Raw genomic sequence first — 16,423 nt, 5'->3', positions numbered from 1 at the left:
GAAGCGCCCTGTAACCCGCGACGCGTCGAACCCGTCGTCAGGCCGTCACACCCGCGCGGTCCTGACCGAGGTCGATGAGGTCGTTCTCGAGCCACGACTCGGGGATTCCGAACGCCTTCGTCAGGTCGACGGCGTGGGGACGCAGCTCGGCGCACAGCTCGTTGATGCGCGTCGTGACGGCCTTCGAACGTGACGTCGTGATGCGACCGTGCTCGATGAACCAGCCCTTGTCCTCCTCGATCGACGCCAGTGCGTAGAGGTCGAACACCTTCGCCATGAGCTTGCGCGCCTCGCCCTCGGGCATGGCCTCGAGGCCTTCCTTGAACGCTTCGAAGATCCGCAGGTCGATGTCGGCCTTCGCCGCGGCGAGGATGTGATCCTGGGCCGCGTTGAACACGGCGAACCCGTCGCTCTTGCCCGCCTTGCGCAGCCGCATCGCGGCCGTCTCGAGCAGGTGCGACGCGCGCTCGGAGAACATCGACTCCTGCCAGCCGCGCGAGTCGAGCGCCGTCTCGTCGTTGCGCGGCGTCGCGCCGTCGATGAGGCGCTGCAGGCCGGCACGCTTCAGCGTGTTCTCGACGAGTCCCTCGACGGTCTGCGCGGTGACCTTCGCGATCGTCCCCGCGATGTCGAGATCGCCCCACTGGTCCTTGTACTCCGTCAGCAGCCCCTTCGCGACGAGCTGCATGAGGACGGTGTTGTCGCCCTCGAACGTCGCGAACACGTCGATGTCCGCGCGCATCTGCGTCAGCCCGTTGGTCGCCATGTACCCGGCGCCGCCGCACGCCTCGCGGCACGCCTGGATCGTGTCGAGCGCATGCCAAGTCGTCTGCGCCTTCATGCCGGCGACCCACGCCTCGAGCTCACGCTGAGCGTCCTCGTGGTCGGCGCCGGGCGTCTCCTTCTCCGACGACGTCGCTGCGTCCTCCAGTTCCTGCAGGCGCGCCGTCATGGCGTTCTGCGTGAAGCGCAGCGCGAACGACTTCGCGAGGCGCGGCAGCAGCTTGCGCTGGTGCGCGAGGTAGTCGAGGACGACGAGTTCGTCGGGCGAGCCGGGAGCGGAGAACTGACGCCGCTGTTCGCCGTAGCGGACGGCGATGGCGAGCGCCTTCTGCGCCGCCGCACCCGCGCCACCGCCGACGCACACACGGCCGCGCACGAGCGTGCCGAGCATCGTGAAGAAGCGCCGGTTGATGTTGTCGATCTCCGAGACGTAGGTGCCGGTCTCGTCGATGCCGCCGAACTTGTCGAGCAGGTTCTCGCGGGGCACACGGACGTGGTCGAACGCGATCGTGCCGTTGTCGACGCCGGGCAGCCCGCCCTTGACGCCGTTGTCGCCGATCGTGACGCCCGGCATCGGGTTTCCGTCTTCGTCGCGGATCGGCACGACGACGACATGGACGCCCTTGCTCGGGGTCTCCTCCTCGCCGTCGGCGACGTCACCGACGCTCGGGACGACGAGCTGCGCGAACACGGCGGCCGCGCGTCCGTCCTTGGCGGCGTTGCCGATGTACGTCTTCGTCGCGGAGACGGTGGGGGAGTGCACGACGATCTCGTCGGTCTGCGCGTCGTATGTCGCGGTCGTCTCGACGGCGGCGACGTTCGAGCCGTGCCCGACCTCCGTCATCGCGAAGCAGCCCATCAGTTTGCCGCTCATGATGTCGGGCACGTACGCGGCGAGGTGCTTGTCGGTGCCGAGGCGCGAGACGGCGCCGCCGAACAGACCGAACTGGACGCCGTTCTTGATGAGCAGCGACAGGTCGCCGTACGCCTCCATCTCGAACGCGACGCAGGACGCGCCGTAGTCGAGCGTGCCGCCGTACTGCGTCGGGAAACCGATCGAGCCGTACCCCTTGTCGGCGAGCGCGAGCACCTGACGCGTCACTCGCTCGCGCTGGGCCTCGATCGACTCGCCGGGCGTGCCACTGATGGCCTCCCACGGCAGCTCGCCGCGGATCCGCTCGCGCAGGTCGCGCCACGGCCCGTCGAGCGCGATGCGCATCTGCTCGACGACGTCGTTCGTCGCGGGCGCGGGCGCGGGCGGAGTGTTCTCGGTCGTGGTCTCGGGAGTCGTGCTCATGTCGTCCTCCTTGTCGGCCGCGGGCGCCGCGGTGCGGCCTGCGGGTGAGAGCTGCCTCGGAACGGATCGTGTCATCCGGCCGGGTCGAACGTCGGTGTTTCGTCGGATCGGGCAGTGTCGTCGTGGATGCTTCGCTCGTCGCGTCCGGTGTCGGCGGGGCGGTCGGGTCGGTCGACGCCGCCGGGGCCATCAGTAGCGATGTGCGCATCGGCCGGCCCTGGCACGTCTCGCGCCAGCGCCCCGGCGAGGCCGCCGTGGGCGAGCGCGGCGAGGTGGGCGGCGAGCTGCGCGCGACTCAATCCGCCGGGGTTCTCCAGCCACCGGTCGGCCGATTCCTTGACGAGGCCGACGACGCCCCACGCGAACGCTCGCGCTCTCCCGCGAGCTTCCTGGGTGCCGGGGCCGAAGGCCAGCAGGAGGTCGAAGAGGTTGTCGGCGATCCGTCCCGAAAGGCCGGTGACGGGATCGCCAGGACCCTCCGGCAGCGTCACGTCCGGGCGCCTCACGACGAACCGGTACACCTCGGGATCGCGTTCGACGAGGCGCAGGTAGGAGTCGATGACGGCGCCGAGCATCGCGGGCCCGGGCGGCGTGCGTCGCGCGGACGAACCGGTGGCGCGGGCCTCGCCGTCACCATCCGACGTGGCGCTCGCGGCGGCGTCGATCTCGGCGAGGATGAGCGCGTCGACCGATTCGCACACGGCGAGGTAGAGCCCCAGCCGGTCGCCGAGGTGGCGGTAGATGACGGTCTTGCTCGTGCCGGCCTCGGCCGCGATCTCGTCCATCCCCACTCCGGCGCCGTGACGGCGGATGGCGCGCAGGGCGGCGTCGACGAGCTCGCGACGGCGGGCGACGCGATGGGCGGCCCAGCGCGCGTCGCGTCCGTCGGGTTGGGCGCTCGTTGCTCGGGTGGTGGTGGACATGCCTGACACGGTATCGCGTACGCGTCGTACCTGCTACTGTCCGTATCGGTAAGTTTTGACGAGTGCTCACGTCCGCGCGGCCTCGTCATCGGCTCGCGCACGACCCACCACGACTCAACCGGAGCGATTCATGACCACGATCCGTGACGCCTACGTCATCGGCGGCAACCGCATCCCGTTCGCCCGCTCGGGCGGCGCCTACCTCAAGGCCTCCAACCAGGACATGCTGACGGCGGCCCTCGACGGCCTCGTCTCGCGCTTCTCCCTCTCGGGTGAGCGCCTCGGTGAGGTCGTCGCCGGTGCCGTCATCAAGCACTCGCGCGACTTCAACCTCACCCGCGAATCCGTCCTCGGCAGCCACCTCGCGCCGACGACGCCGGCCTACGACATCCAGCAGGCCTGCGCGACGGGTCTCGAGGCCGCGATCCTCGTGACGAACAAGATCAAGCTCGGCCAGATCGACTCGGCGATCGCCGGTGGCACGGACACGACGTCCGACGCGCCGCTCGCACTGAACGAGGGTCTGCGCAAGACGCTCATGAAGGCGAACTACGCGAAGACGACGCCGGATCGCCTCAAGGCGTTCGCCTCGATCCGCCCGAACCAGCTCGCGCCCGAGCAGCCCCGCAACTCGGAGCCGCGCACCGGCCTCGCGATGGGCGACCACATGGCCATCACGGCCAAGGAGTGGGGTATCACGCGTGAGGCTCAGGACGAGCTCGCCGCCGCGTCGCACCAGAAGATGGCCGCCGCCTACGAGCGTGGCTTCTTCGACGACCTCGTCACGCCGTTCCTCGGCCTCGCCAAGGACAACAACCTGCGTCCCGACAGCACGGTCGAGAAGCTCGCGAAGCTCAAGCCGGTCTTCGGCAAGGGCGAGGGCCTGACGATGACCGCCGGCAACTCGACGCCGCTGACGGATGGCGCCTCGGCCGTGCTGTTCGGCAGCGAGGCGTGGGCGAAGGAGCGCAATCTGCCGCTGCTCGCCCGTTTCGTCGACGGTGAGGCCGCCGCGGTCGACTACGTCGACGGCAAGGAGGGCCTGCTCATGGCCCCCGCGTACGCGGTGCCGCGCCTGCTCGCGCGCAACGGTCTGAGCCTGCAGGACTTCGACTTCTACGAGATCCACGAGGCGTTCGCCTCGACGGTGCTCGCCACGCTCAAGGCCTGGGAGAGCCCCGAGTTCTGCAAGGACAAGCTCGGTCTCGACGCGCCGCTCGGCTCGATCGAGCGCAGCAAGCTCAACGTCAACGGAAGCTCGCTCGCCGCGGGCCACCCGTTCGCGGCCACCGGTGGCCGCATCATCGCGCAGCTCGCCAAGCAGTTGCACGAGAAGGGCTCCGGCCGCGGCCTCATCTCCGTGTGCGCCGCTGGTGGCCAGGGCGTCGTCGCGATTCTGGAGGCAGTGTGATGGCTGACGGTTACTCGAACTTCGTCAACAACGGTTTCGGCAAGAAGCTCGCCAAGCAGATCGGGCTGCCGCAGCCTCCCGTCCTGCGCCGCTACGAGGTCGGTCAGGACCTGCTCGACGGCCCCGCCGCCGTCGGCACGGTCGGTTCCGGCGTCGTCGGTTCGACGGCCGCGGCGATCCTGCGCGGCTCCGGCGCCGACGTCGTCGACGCCACCGCAGAGGCGACGTACTCCGACAAGCTCGGCGCGTTCGTCATCGACGTCACCGCGGCGACGAAGCTGAGCGACCTCGAGACGTTCCGCGAGATCGCGATCCCGGCGGTCAAGGCGCTCGGCAGGTCGGCGCGCGTCATCGTCATGGCGACGACGCCGTCCGCGCTCGACGACGTCGAAGCCGCCGCGACGGCGCAGGCGTTCGAGGGCATCACGCGCTCGATCGGCAAGGAACTGCGCGCCGGCGGCTCGGCGAACCTGTTCTGGATCGACCCCGACGCCCAGGGCGACGCGGCCGTGCTGGAGGCGCCGCTGCGCTTCTTCGGCTCGAGCCGCTCGGCGTACGTGTCGGGTCAGCCGATCCGCATCCGCAAGCACGCCGTCACCGAGGTCGCCGACTGGCACCAGCCGTTCGCAGGCCAGGTCGCCGTCATCACGGGTGCGGCGCGCGGCATCGGCGCGCAGATCGCGCGCGTGTTCGCCCGCGCCGGTGCACACGTCATCGCCGTCGACATCCCGGCCGCCGGGGACGCGCTGAGCAAGGTCGCCAACGAGATCGGCGGCACCTCGCTCGGGCTCGACATCACCTCACCCGACGCGGGCGCGAAGATCGCCGAGGCCGTCGCCCGTCACGCCGACAAGCTCGACGTCATCGTCCACAACGCCGGCATCACGCGCGACAAGCTGTTCGTCAACACCGACGAGGCGCGCTGGAACTCGGTCGTCGACGTCAACCTCGGCGCGCAGTTCCGCATCAACGAGGTGCTGCTCGACCCGGCGACGAAGGGTGGTCTCAAGGACGGCGGACGCATCGTGTCGGTCGCCTCGACCTCCGGCATCGGCGGCAACCGCGGCCAGGCCAACTACGCGGCGTCGAAGGCCGGCGTCATCGGCATGGTGCGTGAGCTCTCGGAGAAGCTGGCCGACCGCGACATCACCGTCAACGCCGTCGCGCCCGGCTTCATCGAGACCGACATGACGTCCAAGATCCCGATGGCGACGCGCGAGGTGGTCCGCCGCCTCAACTCGATGATGCAGGGCGGCAACCCGATCGACGTCGGCGAGGCCATCGCGTTCTTCGCCGAGCCGGGCTCGGCGGGCGTCACCGGCCAGGTGCTGCGCGTGTGTGGTCAGAGCCAGATCGGAGCCTGACATGGCGCGCACGATCGAGCTGAAGGGCGAGCCGAAGCTCGGCCCCATGTTCGCGAAGGCCGTCGTCACCGGGTCGAAGCGCAAGGGGCGGACGCTGCCCGACCTCGAGGTCGTGCGACGCGACGTGACGCCGAGCGTCGCGGACGTCGCCGACTACGACGCGGTCTGCGGGTTCGCCCTGAGCAACCGGGTGCCGAGCACGTACCTGCACGTGCTCGTCTTCCCGCTGCAGGTCGCGCTCATGTCGGATCCGGGTTTCCCGTTCCCCCTCATGGGTTCGGTGCACCTCGAGAACACGATCCGTCAGCACCGTCCGGTGCTGTTGGGCGAGACGCTGGAGCTGCGCGCGCGGGTCGAGAACCTGCGTCCGCACTTTCGTGGTGCGCAGGCCGACCTCGTCGGTGAGGCGTACGTCGACGGCGAACTCGTGTGGGAGGACCGCTCGACGTACCTCTTTCGCGGCGCGAAGGTCGACGGAGAGGTGCCGCCGAAGGTCGACGAGCCGGAAGCCATCGACGGTTTCGGTGCGACGTGGCGCCTCGCCGGCGACCTCGGACGCCGATACGCGAAGGTGTCGGGCGACGTCAACCCGATCCACATGAACCCGCTCGCCGCGAAGGCGCTCGGCTTCCCGACGACGATCGTGCACGGCATGTGGAGCAAGGCCCGCATGCTCGGCGCGCTCGAGAACCGGTTGCCCGACGCCTACGAGGTGAACGTTGCGTTCAAGAAGCCGGTGCTCATCCCGTCGACGGTGCGTTTCATCGCGCAGTCCGCGGGCGGGCCGGGGTCGTTCGTCCTCGCGTTGCGCAACGCCAAGAAGGGCACGGAGCACGCTCGGGGCACGATCCGTCCGCTGTGAGGCACACCCCTGAGACGCGGGATCCCGACGGCATGACGTGGCGTCGGGATCCCGCGTCTCGTGCGTGACACGTCTCGGCGCCGGGACGGTGACGACGACCCGATCCGCCGTCGTGGGGCGAGCCGCGGCGGCACCGCGTCCGTCGCCGTGGGCCCGTCGATTTCGTGTTCGTTCGGGCGCCGTGTAAGGTATTTCTCGCGCCTGAAACGCGCTGAGCAGCTGAAACAGCCTCGGCGGCAGTGGCGTGAGGCCCCTATAGCTCAGTCGGCAGAGCGTCTCCATGGTAAGGAGAAGGTCAACGGTTCGATTCCGTTTGGGGGCTCGCGTGAGCGCCGGAGACGGCGATCATGGCATGGCGGGGTAGCTCAGCTGGTTAGAGCGCACGACTCATAATCGTGAGGTCGCGGGATCGAGTCCCGCTCCCGCTACCAAGTTTTTCCCGACAGTCTGTCTCGCGACAGTTTTCGACCTTTTTGAGAGTAGGTGTAGGACATGGCCTCGAAGAGCGCTGACGTTCGCCCGAAGATCACGATGGCTTGCACCGAGTGCAAGGAGCGCAACTACGTCACCAAGAAGAACCGTCGGAACAACCCCGACCGTCTCGAGCTGGCGAAGTACTGCAAGCGCTGCACGAAGCACACGGCTCACCGCGAGACCCGCTGATCTCGTCTGAACCACACGTCACGGCCGTCACCCCTCGAGGGTGACGGCCGTTTCGCAACCCCGCCCCATCTGCGATTCACGTCCCCATCGGCGAATCCTGTCCACCTTCGCGATTCTCGTCCCCATCTGCGATTCTCGGTCACACTCGTCTGACGTCCGTCGTGCTGCCGTCTCCGAACCTATGCGCGCCTCGACCTCGCGCCTCTCCGACTTCCGAGTAACGCCGAGGCACCTCTAGCGTCGAGACATGCCAGTGAACCCGGCGGTCGAGGGCCGCACCTACCGCATGCCGCAGGCGCACGTCGTCACGCGCGATGAGATCGTGACGTTCGCCCGCGCCGTCCGCACGAGCGACGACCGTTGCCTCGACGTCGACGCCGCCCGCGCCGCGGGCCACACGGACGTCGTCGCGCCGACGACGTTCGCCGTCACGCTCGCCCAGCAGGCGGAGGCGCTCTTCATGCGCGATGAGCAGGCCGGCGTCGACTTCTCGCGCCTCGTCCATGGCGAGGAGACGTTCACGCATCACGCGCCGATCGTCGCGGGGGAGGCGCTCATCGCCGAGACGACCGTCGCGCGCGTTCGGTCGGCCGGCGGACACGACATGGTCACGCTCGCCACCGCCGTCACCACCGATGGCGGGTCGCGTCGAGCTGACACGACGAGCGTCGTCGTCATCAGGGCAGAGGAGACGCACGCATGAGCGAGCACGAACACCGCAGCGTCGACCTCACGTCCGCGAGCGCGGGCGACACGTTGCTCGAGACGAGCGAGGCGCTTCGACGCGCCGATCTCGTCGCCTACGCGGACGCCAGCGGCGATCAGAACCCGATCCACCAGGACGAGGCGTTCGCCAAGAGCGTCGGCCTGCCCGACGTCATCGCCCACGGCATGCTGACGATGGGGCTGGTCGCCTCACGCATCGAGGAGCTGGCGCAGGGGCACCCGATCATCTCCTTCGGCACCCGTTTCGCCGCCCCCGTCGTCGTGCCTGCCGACGGCGATGCACGCGTCGACATCGTCGTCTCGCTGTTCTCGCGCGACGACGACGCGGGCAGGGTGACGCTGGACGCGGCGGTGTCGGTGGCAGGCACTAAGGTCTTGAGTCGAACGAGAGCAGTCATCCAACTCTGATCGAGGTCTTCATGCAGGAGCAGTTCGACGTCCCGCTCGCGAGCCTGACGACGATGCACGTCGGTGGCCCTGCTCGACGTCTCGTGGTCGCGGAGACGATCGACGAGATCGTCGACGTCGTGCGCGAGGTCGATGACGCCGAGGAGCCGCTGCTCGTGCTCTCGGGCGGTTCGAACCTGCTCATCGCGGACGAGGGTTTTCCCGGCACGGTCGTCAAGATCGCGAACGACACCCTCGAGGTCGATCACGACTCCGACTGCGGGGGCGTGACGGTTCGTGTCGGCGCCGGCATGGTGTGGGACGAGTTCGTCGCGTACGCGTGCAGCCACGACTGGTGCGGCATCGAGGCGTTGTCGGGTATCCCGGGGCTCGTCGGCGCGACGCCCGTGCAGAACGTCGGCGCGTACGGCCAGGAGGTCGCGCAGACCGTCGCGAGCGTACGGACGTATGACCGCGTCACCCAGCAGATCAAGACGTTCGCCAACGCCGACTGCGACTTCACCTACCGTCACAGCATCTTCAAGAACACCCCCTTCCGTGACGGCGACGCGAGCGGTCGCTACGTCGTGCTTGACGTGTCGTTCCAGCTGCGCAAGGCCGATCGCAGCCAGCCCATCGCGTACGCGGATCTCGCCGCGGGGCTCGGCGTCGAGCAGGGCGATCGCGTTCCGCTCGCTGACGCCCGCGAGGCCGTCCTCGCCCAGCGTTCCAAGCGCGGGATGGTCGTCGTCGAAGCCGATCATGACACCTGGTCGTGCGGTTCGTTCTTCACCAACCCGATCGTCTCCGAGCGCGTCATGGCGCGCATCCGCGAGCGAGCGGCCGAGCGCCTCGGCGCCGACGGAGCCACACCGCCCGAGTTCCCCGCCGGCGTGGCGCACCCGGGGTTGCTCAAGACGTCGGCGGCCTGGCTCATCGACAAGGCCGGCTTCGGCAAGGGGTACAACATGCCCGGCCCGGCGGCGTTGTCGACCAAGCACACGCTCGCTCTGACGAACCGCGGCGCTGCCGGCGCCTCCGACGTCGTGGCCCTCGCCACCGAGATCGTCGACGGCGTCGAGGCCGCGTTCGGCGTGCGTCTCGTGCCCGAGCCCGTGTGGGTCGGGCTCGAACCGATCGCCTGACCCGCTCCGCCCACCTCCGGCGTCCGCGCACTCGATGCTCGAGCGCGACGCAGCAATCTGGGAGGCCGGCTGAGCGCTCAAGCAGGCGGTGCGGCGAGCCAGGCGTCGATGTCGGCGTCCGCGGCCGCGACGACGTCCGCCGGCGCGTTCGAGATCGTGAAACTGTCGCGCGCGAGCTGGGCGAGTTCGGCGTCGCTGAATCCGTGGACGTCGCGCGCGGTGCGGTACTGATCCGTGAGGCGTGAGCCGAACAGCAGCGGGTCGTCGGCGCCGAGCGCCATCCGCGCGCCTGCGTCGAACAAGGGACGCAGGGGCACCTCCGGGGCGCTCTCGTACACGCCGAGTGCCACATTGCTGCCGGGGCACACCTCGAGCCCGACGCCGGCATCGACGACGCGCGCCAACACCTCAGTCGATTCCGCGGAACGCACCCCGTGCCCGAGCCGCGTGGGGTGCAGCGCGTCGAGCGTCTCGCTCACGGCGTCGGCGCCGAGCAGTTCGCCCCCGTGGGGCAGTGAGGCGAGGCCCGCGTTGCGCGCGATGCGGAACGCCGGCGCGAACGCGGAGGTGTCGCCGCGGCGTTCGTCGTTGCTCAATCCGAAGCCGACGACACCGCCGGCGTTCTTCGCCGCGAGCCGGGCCAACGTCCGCGCGTCGAAGGGATGCCGTAGCCGTGACGCCGCGACTACGACGCCCACCCCGATGCCGTGACGCTCACCGGCCCGCGTAGCTTCGTCGAGCACGATCTCCAAGGCGGGTGTGATGCCGCCGACGAACGGTGCGTAGGACGTGGGGTCGACCTGGATCTCCAACCATCGTGAGCCCTCACGCGCATCGCTCGCGGCGGCCTCGTCGACGATGCGGCGCATGTCATCCTCGCTACGCACGCAGGCGCGGGCGGCGTCGTAGAGGCGTTGGAAGCGGAACCAACCCCGCTCGTCGCGGGCCGATGCGAGCTGAGGAGGCCAGCTGCGCCTCAGGCTGTCCGGCAGCCGGACGCCGTGCGTCACGCTCATGTCGAGCAGGGTGTCGAACGCCATCGACCCGGTGAAGTGCAGGTGCAGGTGCGCCTTCGGCAGGGCGTCGAGGTCTCGCCGGGAGCGGCTGGGGGAGGTGTCGCGACTCGTCACCCGCTCATCCTGTCACCGCCCCCGCGCGACGGCTGCCGCGCATCACGCACGGGGGAGGGCCAGATTTCCGTTCCAGCGTCGTCGTCCCGTACAGTTGGGGGTCGACACGGCACTCAACCGCCGCGTCGCGCGGGTTCGCTCGCGAAGGGCACTAGCTCAATTGGCAGAGCACCGGTCTCCAAAACCGGGGGTTGGGGGTTCAAGTCCCTCGTGCCCTGCACAGCGTATTGATCCGAGAGGGCGGGGCCGTGGCAGATTCCGATGTCGTGACGGGGGCCTCCGTCGCGGGTGAATCTGAGCGCCGCGGTTTCTTCAGCCGCATCCTGCTGTTCATCCGGCAGGTCATCGGCGAGATGCGCAAGGTCGTCTATCCCACGCGTGACGAGTTGACGACGTACACGATCGCGGTCCTGGTCTTCCTCGCCGTCATCATGGCGTACGTCAACGGTCTAGACTGGCTGTTCACGCGTGCGGTCTCCTGGGTCTTCGGTTCGAACTGAGTCCCGGGCCCATCTCGAAGATTCGCCGCCTGAGCGCCCCCGCGGGGGCCGCGCGGGCGGCGTTCGTGTGAGAGCACGCGACGTACGTCCCCACATGTGAAGGAAGCAGGTCGATGACCGAGCAGAACCCCGAGCAGCTTTCGCCGGCTGCGGCGGAAGAGGCCGAATTCGCGGCGGGCGCTGTGCGCACGCCTGACGCTGACCTGGCGCCCGAGCAGGGCGAGGTCGGCGAACTGCCGAGCGCCGCCGAGGCCCACGCCGACGACGCCGAGCGCGAGGTGGAGCAGGAGGCCGTCGTCGACGCCGAGGTCGCCCCGGCCGAGCAGGCTGACGCGGTCGACCCGCGCGAGGCGTTCATCGCGGAGCTCAAGTCGCAGTTCGGTGACTGGTACGTCATCCACTCCTACGCGGGCTACGAGAAGCGTGTGAAGACGAACCTCGAGCAGCGCATCACGAGCCTCAACATGGAGGATTACATCTTCCAGATCGAGGTTCCGATGGAGGACTACACCGAGATCAAGAACGGGCAGAAGAAGTCGGGTACGCGCGTGCGCATCCCGGGTTACGTGCTCGTGCGCATGGATCTGACGGACGAGTCGTGGGGCGCAGTGCGTCACACCCCGGGTGTCACGGGTTTCGTCGGCAACGCGCACCAGCCGTACCCGTTGTCGATCGACGAGGTCGTCACGATGCTGAACCCGACGTTCGAGGAGCCGGAGGCTGCGGCTGAGGGTGCGGCCGCGTCGAGTGGCTCCGCGTCGTCGGCGTCCACGGATGTCGACTTCACCGTCGGCGAGTCCGTCACCGTCATGGAGGGCCCGTTCGAGACGTTGCCCGCGACGATCTCCGAGATCAACGCGGACACGCAGAAGATCAAGGTGCTCGTGTCGATCTTCGGTCGCGAGACGCCGGTCGAGCTGGGCTTCAGCCAGGTCGCGAAGATCTGATCCTTCGACCTGCCGCGCGTTTCGTCGCGGCGGTCGTCACCAACCTCTCATCGCCTGACCGGGTGGTGAGGATGCAACCGGGTCATCGCCCACGGCGTCGGCCCATGACAGGAAAGAGGTGGCTTCATGCCTCCGAAGAAGAAGGTTTCCGGTTTCATCAAGCTGCAGATCCAGGCCGGTGCGGCGACGCCGGCTCCGCCGGTCGGTCCGGCGCTGGGTCAGCACGGTGTGAACATCATGGAGTTCGTCAAGGCGTACAACGCTGCGACGGAGTCCCAGCGCGGCAACGTCATCCCGGTCGAGATCACGGTCTACGAGGACCGTTCGTTCACGTTCATCACGAAGACGCCGCCGGCTGCTGAGCTCATCAAGAAGGCTGCGGGCGTCCAGAAGGGTTCCGGCGAGCCGCACAAGACGAAGGTCGCGCACCTGTCGGCGGATCAGGTTCGTGAGATCGCCCAGCAGAAGATGCAGGACCTCAATGCGAACGACCTCGACATGGCGTCGCGGATCATTGCGGGTACGGCGCGTTCGATGGGGATCACCACCGACTGAAAGTGCACCGCCGGTACGGTCAGTGATGTTCGTACTGCCGTGACGTTCCGGCGGGGTGCGTTCAGTCGAGAGAAAGTGTCTGAAAGTGCACCGCCGGTACGGTCAGTGATGTTCGTACTGCCGTGACGTTCCGGCGGGGTGCGTTCAGTCGAGAAAAAGTGTCTGAGAGTGCACCTTCGGTACGGTCGGTGATGTTCGTACTGCCGTGACGTTCCGGCGGGGTGCGTTCAGTCGAGATGAAATTGTCTGACGGTTCTGCCGGTTCGACGCAAGCCCCTGGCCCTCACCTGGGTCAGGGGCTTCGTGCGTCCGTCGCCGATTTCACCCCACTCCCGCACGTCACGTAACATGAACCGGTTGCCCATGTGGCATCGCGGCGTCAGGATCGACCTGGTGTCGGGGGCGCGGAGCCCGAAAGTGGTTGGGCCGGCGCTGGCTCGTAGAACCACGATCTCCCTGTTGAAGGAGTTTGAGATGAAGCGCAGCAAGACGTACCGCGCGGCGGAAGAGAAGATCGAAGAAGGCAAGCTGTACTCGCCGCTCGAGGCTGTTCGCCTCGCGAAGGAGACTGCCGGCACGAAGTTCGATTCGACGGTCGAGGTTGCGATGCGCCTCGGTGTCGACCCGCGCAAGGCGGACCAGATGGTTCGTGGCACGGTGAACCTGCCGAACGGCACGGGTAAGACGGCTCGCGTCCTCGTGTTCGCGAACGGTGACAAGGCTGCGGCGGCTGAGGCTGCCGGAGCCGACTTCGTTGGTTCGGATGACCTGATCGCCAGGGTTCAGGGTGGCTGGACGGACTTCGACGCCGTCGTCGCGACGCCGGACCTCATGGGCAAGGTCGGTCGCCTGGGTAAGGTGCTCGGTCCGCGTGGTCTCATGCCGAACCCGAAGACGGGCACGGTGACGATGGACGTCGCGAAGGCCGTCGGAGATATCAAGGGCGGAAAGATCGAGTTCCGTGTCGACAAGCACGCGAACCTGCACTTCATCATCGGCAAGTCCTCGTTCGACGAGAAGGCTCTCGTCGAGAACTATGCGGCTGCGCTCGATGAGATCCTGCGTCTGAAGCCGTCGGCGTCGAAGGGTCGTTACATCACGAAGGCCACGATGGCCACGACGATGGGCCCCGGCATCCTGATCGACCAGTCGCGTACGCGCAACCTCATGGAGGACGGCGCCGAGCAGGCCTGATCGGCTTCTCGCTCGATCGCTCTACGTGAGCGGTCGACGCTTCTGGACGGGCGAGGCCCGCATCCCGATTCGTTCGGGGTGCGGGCCTCGCCTGTTGTGCCGTCCCGATCACGTGGCCGGCCGCATGACGTCAGAACGGGGTGACGGTCATGCGCACGATCTGTGGGTCGTGGTCGGAGTCCTGGTCGGGGAACTCGCTGTTGGTGTGGACGATGTCGTAGTTGAACGGCGGCTTCCCGAGGCCGAGCCAGGGCTGGGCCAGCTTGGGGCTGAGCAGGATGTGGTCGAGGATCTGGCTGTTGCCCTCGTACACGTACGAGTACCGCTCGTTGACGGGCAGGGTGCGCGGCAGGTCCGTCATCGCTGTCTTGCCGCTTCCGGCGAGGATGTCGGTGGTCTGGCTGAACTCGAAGTCGTTGAGGTCACCGAGCGTCACGATGCGAGCGTTGGGGTCGGCGGCGAGCAGCTTGTCGATGAATCCGCGCACGACGGTGGCCTGCGCGTGGCGCTGCGTCTCGGACGAGCGCACGGGCTGCTGCCAGCGGCCGAAGAGCGGGTCGTCGCCGCCCTTGCTGTTGAAGTGGTTGGCGATGACGTACACCTTCGTCCCGCGGAACTTGAACTCGCCGACGAGCGGCTTGCGCGAGTCGGTGAAGGCGGTGTTCGTCGGGTCGATGCGGCCGGGCGAGACGGTGAGGTCGGTGAACAGGCCACGCCCGGTGACGCCGGTGGCCGTCGTCGCGCCGGGGGTTCCCTTGTCGACGAACGACGTGCCGCGGTCGGTGCGGTAGAGGAACACCTGGCGGATGTTGCCTCCGGGCTGGCCTCCGTCCTTGCCGTTCTCGGGGTCGACCCAGCGCGCCTGGTACGTCGGGCCGCCGGCGGCCTTGATGGTGTCGACGAGCTTCTTGACGGTCGTGGACGAGTCGACGGTGCCGTCGTTCTGGGCGCCGTTGTTGTCCTGGATCTCTTCGAGCGCGAGGACATCGGGGGCGCGCAGGTTGCCCGTGATCTGGCCGGCGAGGCGGTCGTACTTCGTCTGCGGGTCGCTGGGTGCGAGGTTCTCGACGTTGAATGTCGCGACGGCCATCTCGAACAGGCCCTGGGCCTTCGTCGTCTCGCGCTTCAGGCCGGCGTTGCGGTGCCCCGCGACGTCGGTGACGTGCACGTGCGGCATGGCGAAGGAGTAGTCCATGATGCCGGTGGTGCGGCCGGTGTAGACGTCACCGACGGTGCTGACGGGCAGCGGGTTGGCGGGCTTGGCCTGGTCGTCGAGGATGACGCGCATCGCGTTCGGGTGGTCGTAGCCGGAGTAGAGCACGCCACCGCGCGGCGTGGTCAGCGCGTCGACGTTCTGACCGGGCACGACCGGGGTCTCGCGGTACTTGGGGTTGGTCGGGCCGACGGCGCGCGCATCGTCGAGGGCGACGCGCATGCCTTCGAGCGACTCGTCGAAGTCGATCGCGTTCTTCGTCGGGTCGAAGGTGGCCGCTGCCGATTCGACGTTCTTCGGGTCGCCCGACTCGACGTTCTGCTGTGGGGCGATGCGGTCCTTGCCGAGGACGGCAGGCGCCGGCAGCGCCTGCCCGGACGCGGTGACGGTGACGACGGGGCTCGTCAGCTGCGTCGTCGTCAGGTTGTCGTTGCCCGAGGCGCCGCCCGGTCGGAATTCGGAGACGGTGGCGTCGACGCTGACGGCGTCACCGACGACGGCGGTGGGCGCGGTCTTGGTGTAGACGAAGACGGCGTCGCTCGTCGCGTCGTCGTCGTCGCTCGGGGCCTGCATCCAGAACCCGGTGGCGTTGGTGGCGGTGACGACACCGCTGACCTTGCTGACGCGCTCGTCCCTGAGCGGCGAGAGGTGCGAGGAACCCTGAATCTGCTGGATCGTCACCGTCGACGGCTCGTGCGGTGCCTGCGGGGTGCAGGCCGTCGCGCCGGCCGCCGACGACGTCGGGGTCGGGGTGCCGACGGTGAAGTCGACAGCGTTGTCGTCGGTGTCGGTGCACTCGCTCTTGCGGAAGACGGACGTCGAGTTCGTCGTCGCGGGGGCAGGGGAACCCTCCGCGACGCTCGCCCCGCCCCAGCCGACGAGGTCGACGGTGGCGCCGTTCGGGTCGACGATGGCGACGCGGCCCGCGGTGCCCGACATCGCGATCGTGCCCGTCACGTCAGGATTCTCCAGGGCGGGCGCGGACACGTTCGCGCCGTCGGCTTCCTTGACGAGGAAGTGGTGTCCCGGTGCGACCTGGCCGCTGAGCGGAGTCTTCTGGGCGCTCGTGCCCGACGCGGACCAGTACTGGACGCTCCAGCCGGTGAGGTCGACGGGCGCGCTCGAGGTGTTGTAGAGCTCGACGAAGTCGCTGCGCAGCGGTGCGCCGCTGTTGCCGCCTCCGCCGAACACCTCGCTGATCGTGACGGTGGTCGACGCAGCCTGCGCCGAACCTGCGGTGGACAGCGAGAACGACGTCAGCCCCGCGACGGCTGCGGCGACGGTGACGATGGCGGTGGGGCGCTGGGGAAGCAGTGGCATGAG

At 68.5% G+C, this 16,423-nt stretch carries 15 protein-coding genes and 3 tRNA genes; 14 read left to right on the top strand and 4 right to left on the bottom strand.

Features of this window, described 5'->3' with window-relative positions:
• Nucleotides 1–37: 37 nt before the first annotated feature.
• Together NQ706_RS05630 and NQ706_RS05625 are read right to left on the bottom strand one after the other, a co-directional pair.
• Nucleotides 38–2,080: an acyl-CoA dehydrogenase gene (locus NQ706_RS05630; RefSeq protein WP_006946147.1), complete on the bottom strand. Its 2,043-nt coding sequence runs from the start codon at nucleotides 2,078–2,080 to the stop codon at nucleotides 38–40.
• A 71-nt stretch (nucleotides 2,081–2,151) separates the two neighbouring features.
• The gene (locus NQ706_RS05625; protein WP_006946275.1) at nucleotides 2,152–3,003 is read right to left on the bottom strand and encodes a TetR/AcrR family transcriptional regulator; all 852 of its coding nucleotides are present in this window, start codon (nucleotides 3,001–3,003) and stop codon (nucleotides 2,152–2,154) included.
• Nucleotides 3,004–3,133: 130 nt separating this feature from the next.
• Between NQ706_RS05625 and NQ706_RS05620 the strand changes: the two genes are divergently transcribed.
• The 9 genes from NQ706_RS05620 (at nucleotide 3,134) to NQ706_RS05580 (ending at nucleotide 9,561) form a co-directional block, all read left to right on the top strand.
• The gene (locus NQ706_RS05620; protein ID WP_006946239.1) at nucleotides 3,134–4,414 is read left to right on the top strand and encodes an acetyl-CoA C-acetyltransferase; all 1,281 of its coding nucleotides are present in this window, start codon (nucleotides 3,134–3,136) and stop codon (nucleotides 4,412–4,414) included.
• Nucleotides 4,414–5,778 carry a 3-oxoacyl-ACP reductase gene (locus NQ706_RS05615; protein WP_038567034.1) on the top strand — a complete coding sequence of 455 codons (1,365 nt, stop codon included), beginning with the start codon at nucleotides 4,414–4,416 and terminating at the stop codon, nucleotides 5,776–5,778. Before NQ706_RS05620 ends, NQ706_RS05615 begins: the two co-directional genes overlap by 1 nt.
• A 1-nt stretch (nucleotide 5,779) precedes the next feature.
• On the top strand, nucleotides 5,780–6,640 hold the full coding sequence (locus NQ706_RS05610) for a MaoC/PaaZ C-terminal domain-containing protein (protein ID WP_038567037.1): 861 nt from the start codon (nucleotides 5,780–5,782) through the stop codon (nucleotides 6,638–6,640).
• Between the two features lie 249 nt (nucleotides 6,641–6,889).
• A tRNA-Thr gene (locus tag NQ706_RS05605) sits at nucleotides 6,890–6,962 on the top strand.
• A 32-nt stretch (nucleotides 6,963–6,994) separates the two neighbouring features.
• A tRNA-Met gene (locus tag NQ706_RS05600) sits at nucleotides 6,995–7,071 on the top strand.
• A 61-nt stretch (nucleotides 7,072–7,132) separates the two neighbouring features.
• Nucleotides 7,133–7,303 (top strand): 50S ribosomal protein L33, encoded by a 171-nt coding sequence (gene rpmG / locus NQ706_RS05595; RefSeq protein WP_006946127.1) that lies wholly within the window; start codon nucleotides 7,133–7,135, stop codon nucleotides 7,301–7,303.
• A 247-nt stretch (nucleotides 7,304–7,550) separates the two neighbouring features.
• Nucleotides 7,551–8,006: a MaoC family dehydratase N-terminal domain-containing protein gene (locus tag NQ706_RS05590; RefSeq protein WP_038567039.1), complete on the top strand. Its 456-nt coding sequence runs from the start codon at nucleotides 7,551–7,553 to the stop codon at nucleotides 8,004–8,006.
• Nucleotides 8,003–8,437, top strand: a complete 435-nt coding sequence (locus tag NQ706_RS05585; protein ID WP_038567042.1) for a MaoC/PaaZ C-terminal domain-containing protein — start codon at nucleotides 8,003–8,005, stop codon at nucleotides 8,435–8,437. Before NQ706_RS05590 ends, NQ706_RS05585 begins: the two co-directional genes overlap by 4 nt.
• An 11-nt stretch (nucleotides 8,438–8,448) precedes the next feature.
• Nucleotides 8,449–9,561 carry a UDP-N-acetylmuramate dehydrogenase gene (locus tag NQ706_RS05580; protein WP_404360544.1) on the top strand — a complete coding sequence of 371 codons (1,113 nt, stop codon included), beginning with the start codon at nucleotides 8,449–8,451 and terminating at the stop codon, nucleotides 9,559–9,561.
• A gap of 77 nt (nucleotides 9,562–9,638) precedes the next feature.
• Here NQ706_RS05580 and NQ706_RS05575 read toward each other — a convergent pair whose 3' ends face one another.
• Nucleotides 9,639–10,691 carry an adenosine deaminase gene (locus NQ706_RS05575; RefSeq protein WP_038567054.1) on the bottom strand — a complete coding sequence of 351 codons (1,053 nt, stop codon included), beginning with the start codon at nucleotides 10,689–10,691 and terminating at the stop codon, nucleotides 9,639–9,641.
• A 145-nt stretch (nucleotides 10,692–10,836) separates the two neighbouring features.
• Between NQ706_RS05575 and NQ706_RS05570 the strand changes: the two genes are divergently transcribed.
• From NQ706_RS05570 to rplA, 5 genes are all read left to right on the top strand, one after another.
• Nucleotides 10,837–10,909, top strand: a tRNA-Trp gene (locus tag NQ706_RS05570).
• A gap of 30 nt (nucleotides 10,910–10,939) precedes the next feature.
• Nucleotides 10,940–11,191 carry a preprotein translocase subunit SecE gene (secE, locus tag NQ706_RS05565; RefSeq protein WP_051805667.1) on the top strand — a complete coding sequence of 84 codons (252 nt, stop codon included), beginning with the start codon at nucleotides 10,940–10,942 and terminating at the stop codon, nucleotides 11,189–11,191.
• A 113-nt stretch (nucleotides 11,192–11,304) separates the two neighbouring features.
• Nucleotides 11,305–12,138 (top strand): transcription termination/antitermination protein NusG, encoded by an 834-nt coding sequence (nusG, locus tag NQ706_RS05560; protein WP_038567055.1) that lies wholly within the window; start codon nucleotides 11,305–11,307, stop codon nucleotides 12,136–12,138.
• Nucleotides 12,139–12,264: 126 nt separating this feature from the next.
• Entirely contained in the window at nucleotides 12,265–12,693 is a 429-nt protein-coding gene (gene rplK, locus NQ706_RS05555; protein WP_006946271.1) for a 50S ribosomal protein L11, read from the top strand.
• A gap of 474 nt (nucleotides 12,694–13,167) precedes the next feature.
• A complete protein-coding gene (gene rplA, locus NQ706_RS05550; RefSeq protein WP_038567056.1) occupies nucleotides 13,168–13,887 on the top strand; it encodes a 50S ribosomal protein L1 in 720 nt (239 codons plus the stop codon).
• A gap of 130 nt (nucleotides 13,888–14,017) precedes the next feature.
• Here the strand turns inward: rplA and NQ706_RS05545 are convergent, their stop codons facing one another.
• Nucleotides 14,018–16,420 carry a lamin tail domain-containing protein gene (locus tag NQ706_RS05545; RefSeq protein WP_038567065.1) on the bottom strand — a complete coding sequence of 801 codons (2,403 nt, stop codon included), beginning with the start codon at nucleotides 16,418–16,420 and terminating at the stop codon, nucleotides 14,018–14,020.
• Nucleotides 16,421–16,423: the final 3 nt, after the last annotated feature.

This window comes from Dermacoccus sp. BD5, from assembly GCF_044878485.1.
Lineage (GTDB): Bacteria > Actinomycetota > Actinomycetes > Actinomycetales > Dermatophilaceae > Dermacoccus > Dermacoccus nishinomiyaensis.
Note: the sequence above shows the minus strand (reverse complement) of the source record. Positions and strands in the feature narration are given on the sequence as shown.

Coding starts and splice junctions, on each gene's coding strand:
- NQ706_RS05630 (WP_006946147.1), bottom strand. CDS start 2,080: ATGAGCACGACTCCCGAGACCACGACCGAGAACACTCCGCCCGCGCCC.
- NQ706_RS05625 (WP_006946275.1), bottom strand. CDS start 3,003: ATGTCCACCACCACCCGAGCAACGAGCGCCCAACCCGACGGACGCGAC.
- NQ706_RS05620 (WP_006946239.1), top strand. CDS start 3,134: ATGACCACGATCCGTGACGCCTACGTCATCGGCGGCAACCGCATCCCG.
- NQ706_RS05615 (WP_038567034.1), top strand. CDS start 4,414: ATGGCTGACGGTTACTCGAACTTCGTCAACAACGGTTTCGGCAAGAAG.
- NQ706_RS05610 (WP_038567037.1), top strand. CDS start 5,780: ATGGCGCGCACGATCGAGCTGAAGGGCGAGCCGAAGCTCGGCCCCATG.
- rpmG (WP_006946127.1), top strand. CDS start 7,133: ATGGCCTCGAAGAGCGCTGACGTTCGCCCGAAGATCACGATGGCTTGC.
- NQ706_RS05590 (WP_038567039.1), top strand. CDS start 7,551: ATGCCAGTGAACCCGGCGGTCGAGGGCCGCACCTACCGCATGCCGCAG.
- NQ706_RS05585 (WP_038567042.1), top strand. CDS start 8,003: ATGAGCGAGCACGAACACCGCAGCGTCGACCTCACGTCCGCGAGCGCG.
- NQ706_RS05580 (WP_404360544.1), top strand. CDS start 8,449: ATGCAGGAGCAGTTCGACGTCCCGCTCGCGAGCCTGACGACGATGCAC.
- nusG (WP_038567055.1), top strand. CDS start 11,305: ATGACCGAGCAGAACCCCGAGCAGCTTTCGCCGGCTGCGGCGGAAGAG.
- rplK (WP_006946271.1), top strand. CDS start 12,265: ATGCCTCCGAAGAAGAAGGTTTCCGGTTTCATCAAGCTGCAGATCCAG.
- rplA (WP_038567056.1), top strand. CDS start 13,168: ATGAAGCGCAGCAAGACGTACCGCGCGGCGGAAGAGAAGATCGAAGAA.
- NQ706_RS05545 (WP_038567065.1), bottom strand. CDS start 16,420: ATGCCACTGCTTCCCCAGCGCCCCACCGCCATCGTCACCGTCGCCGCA.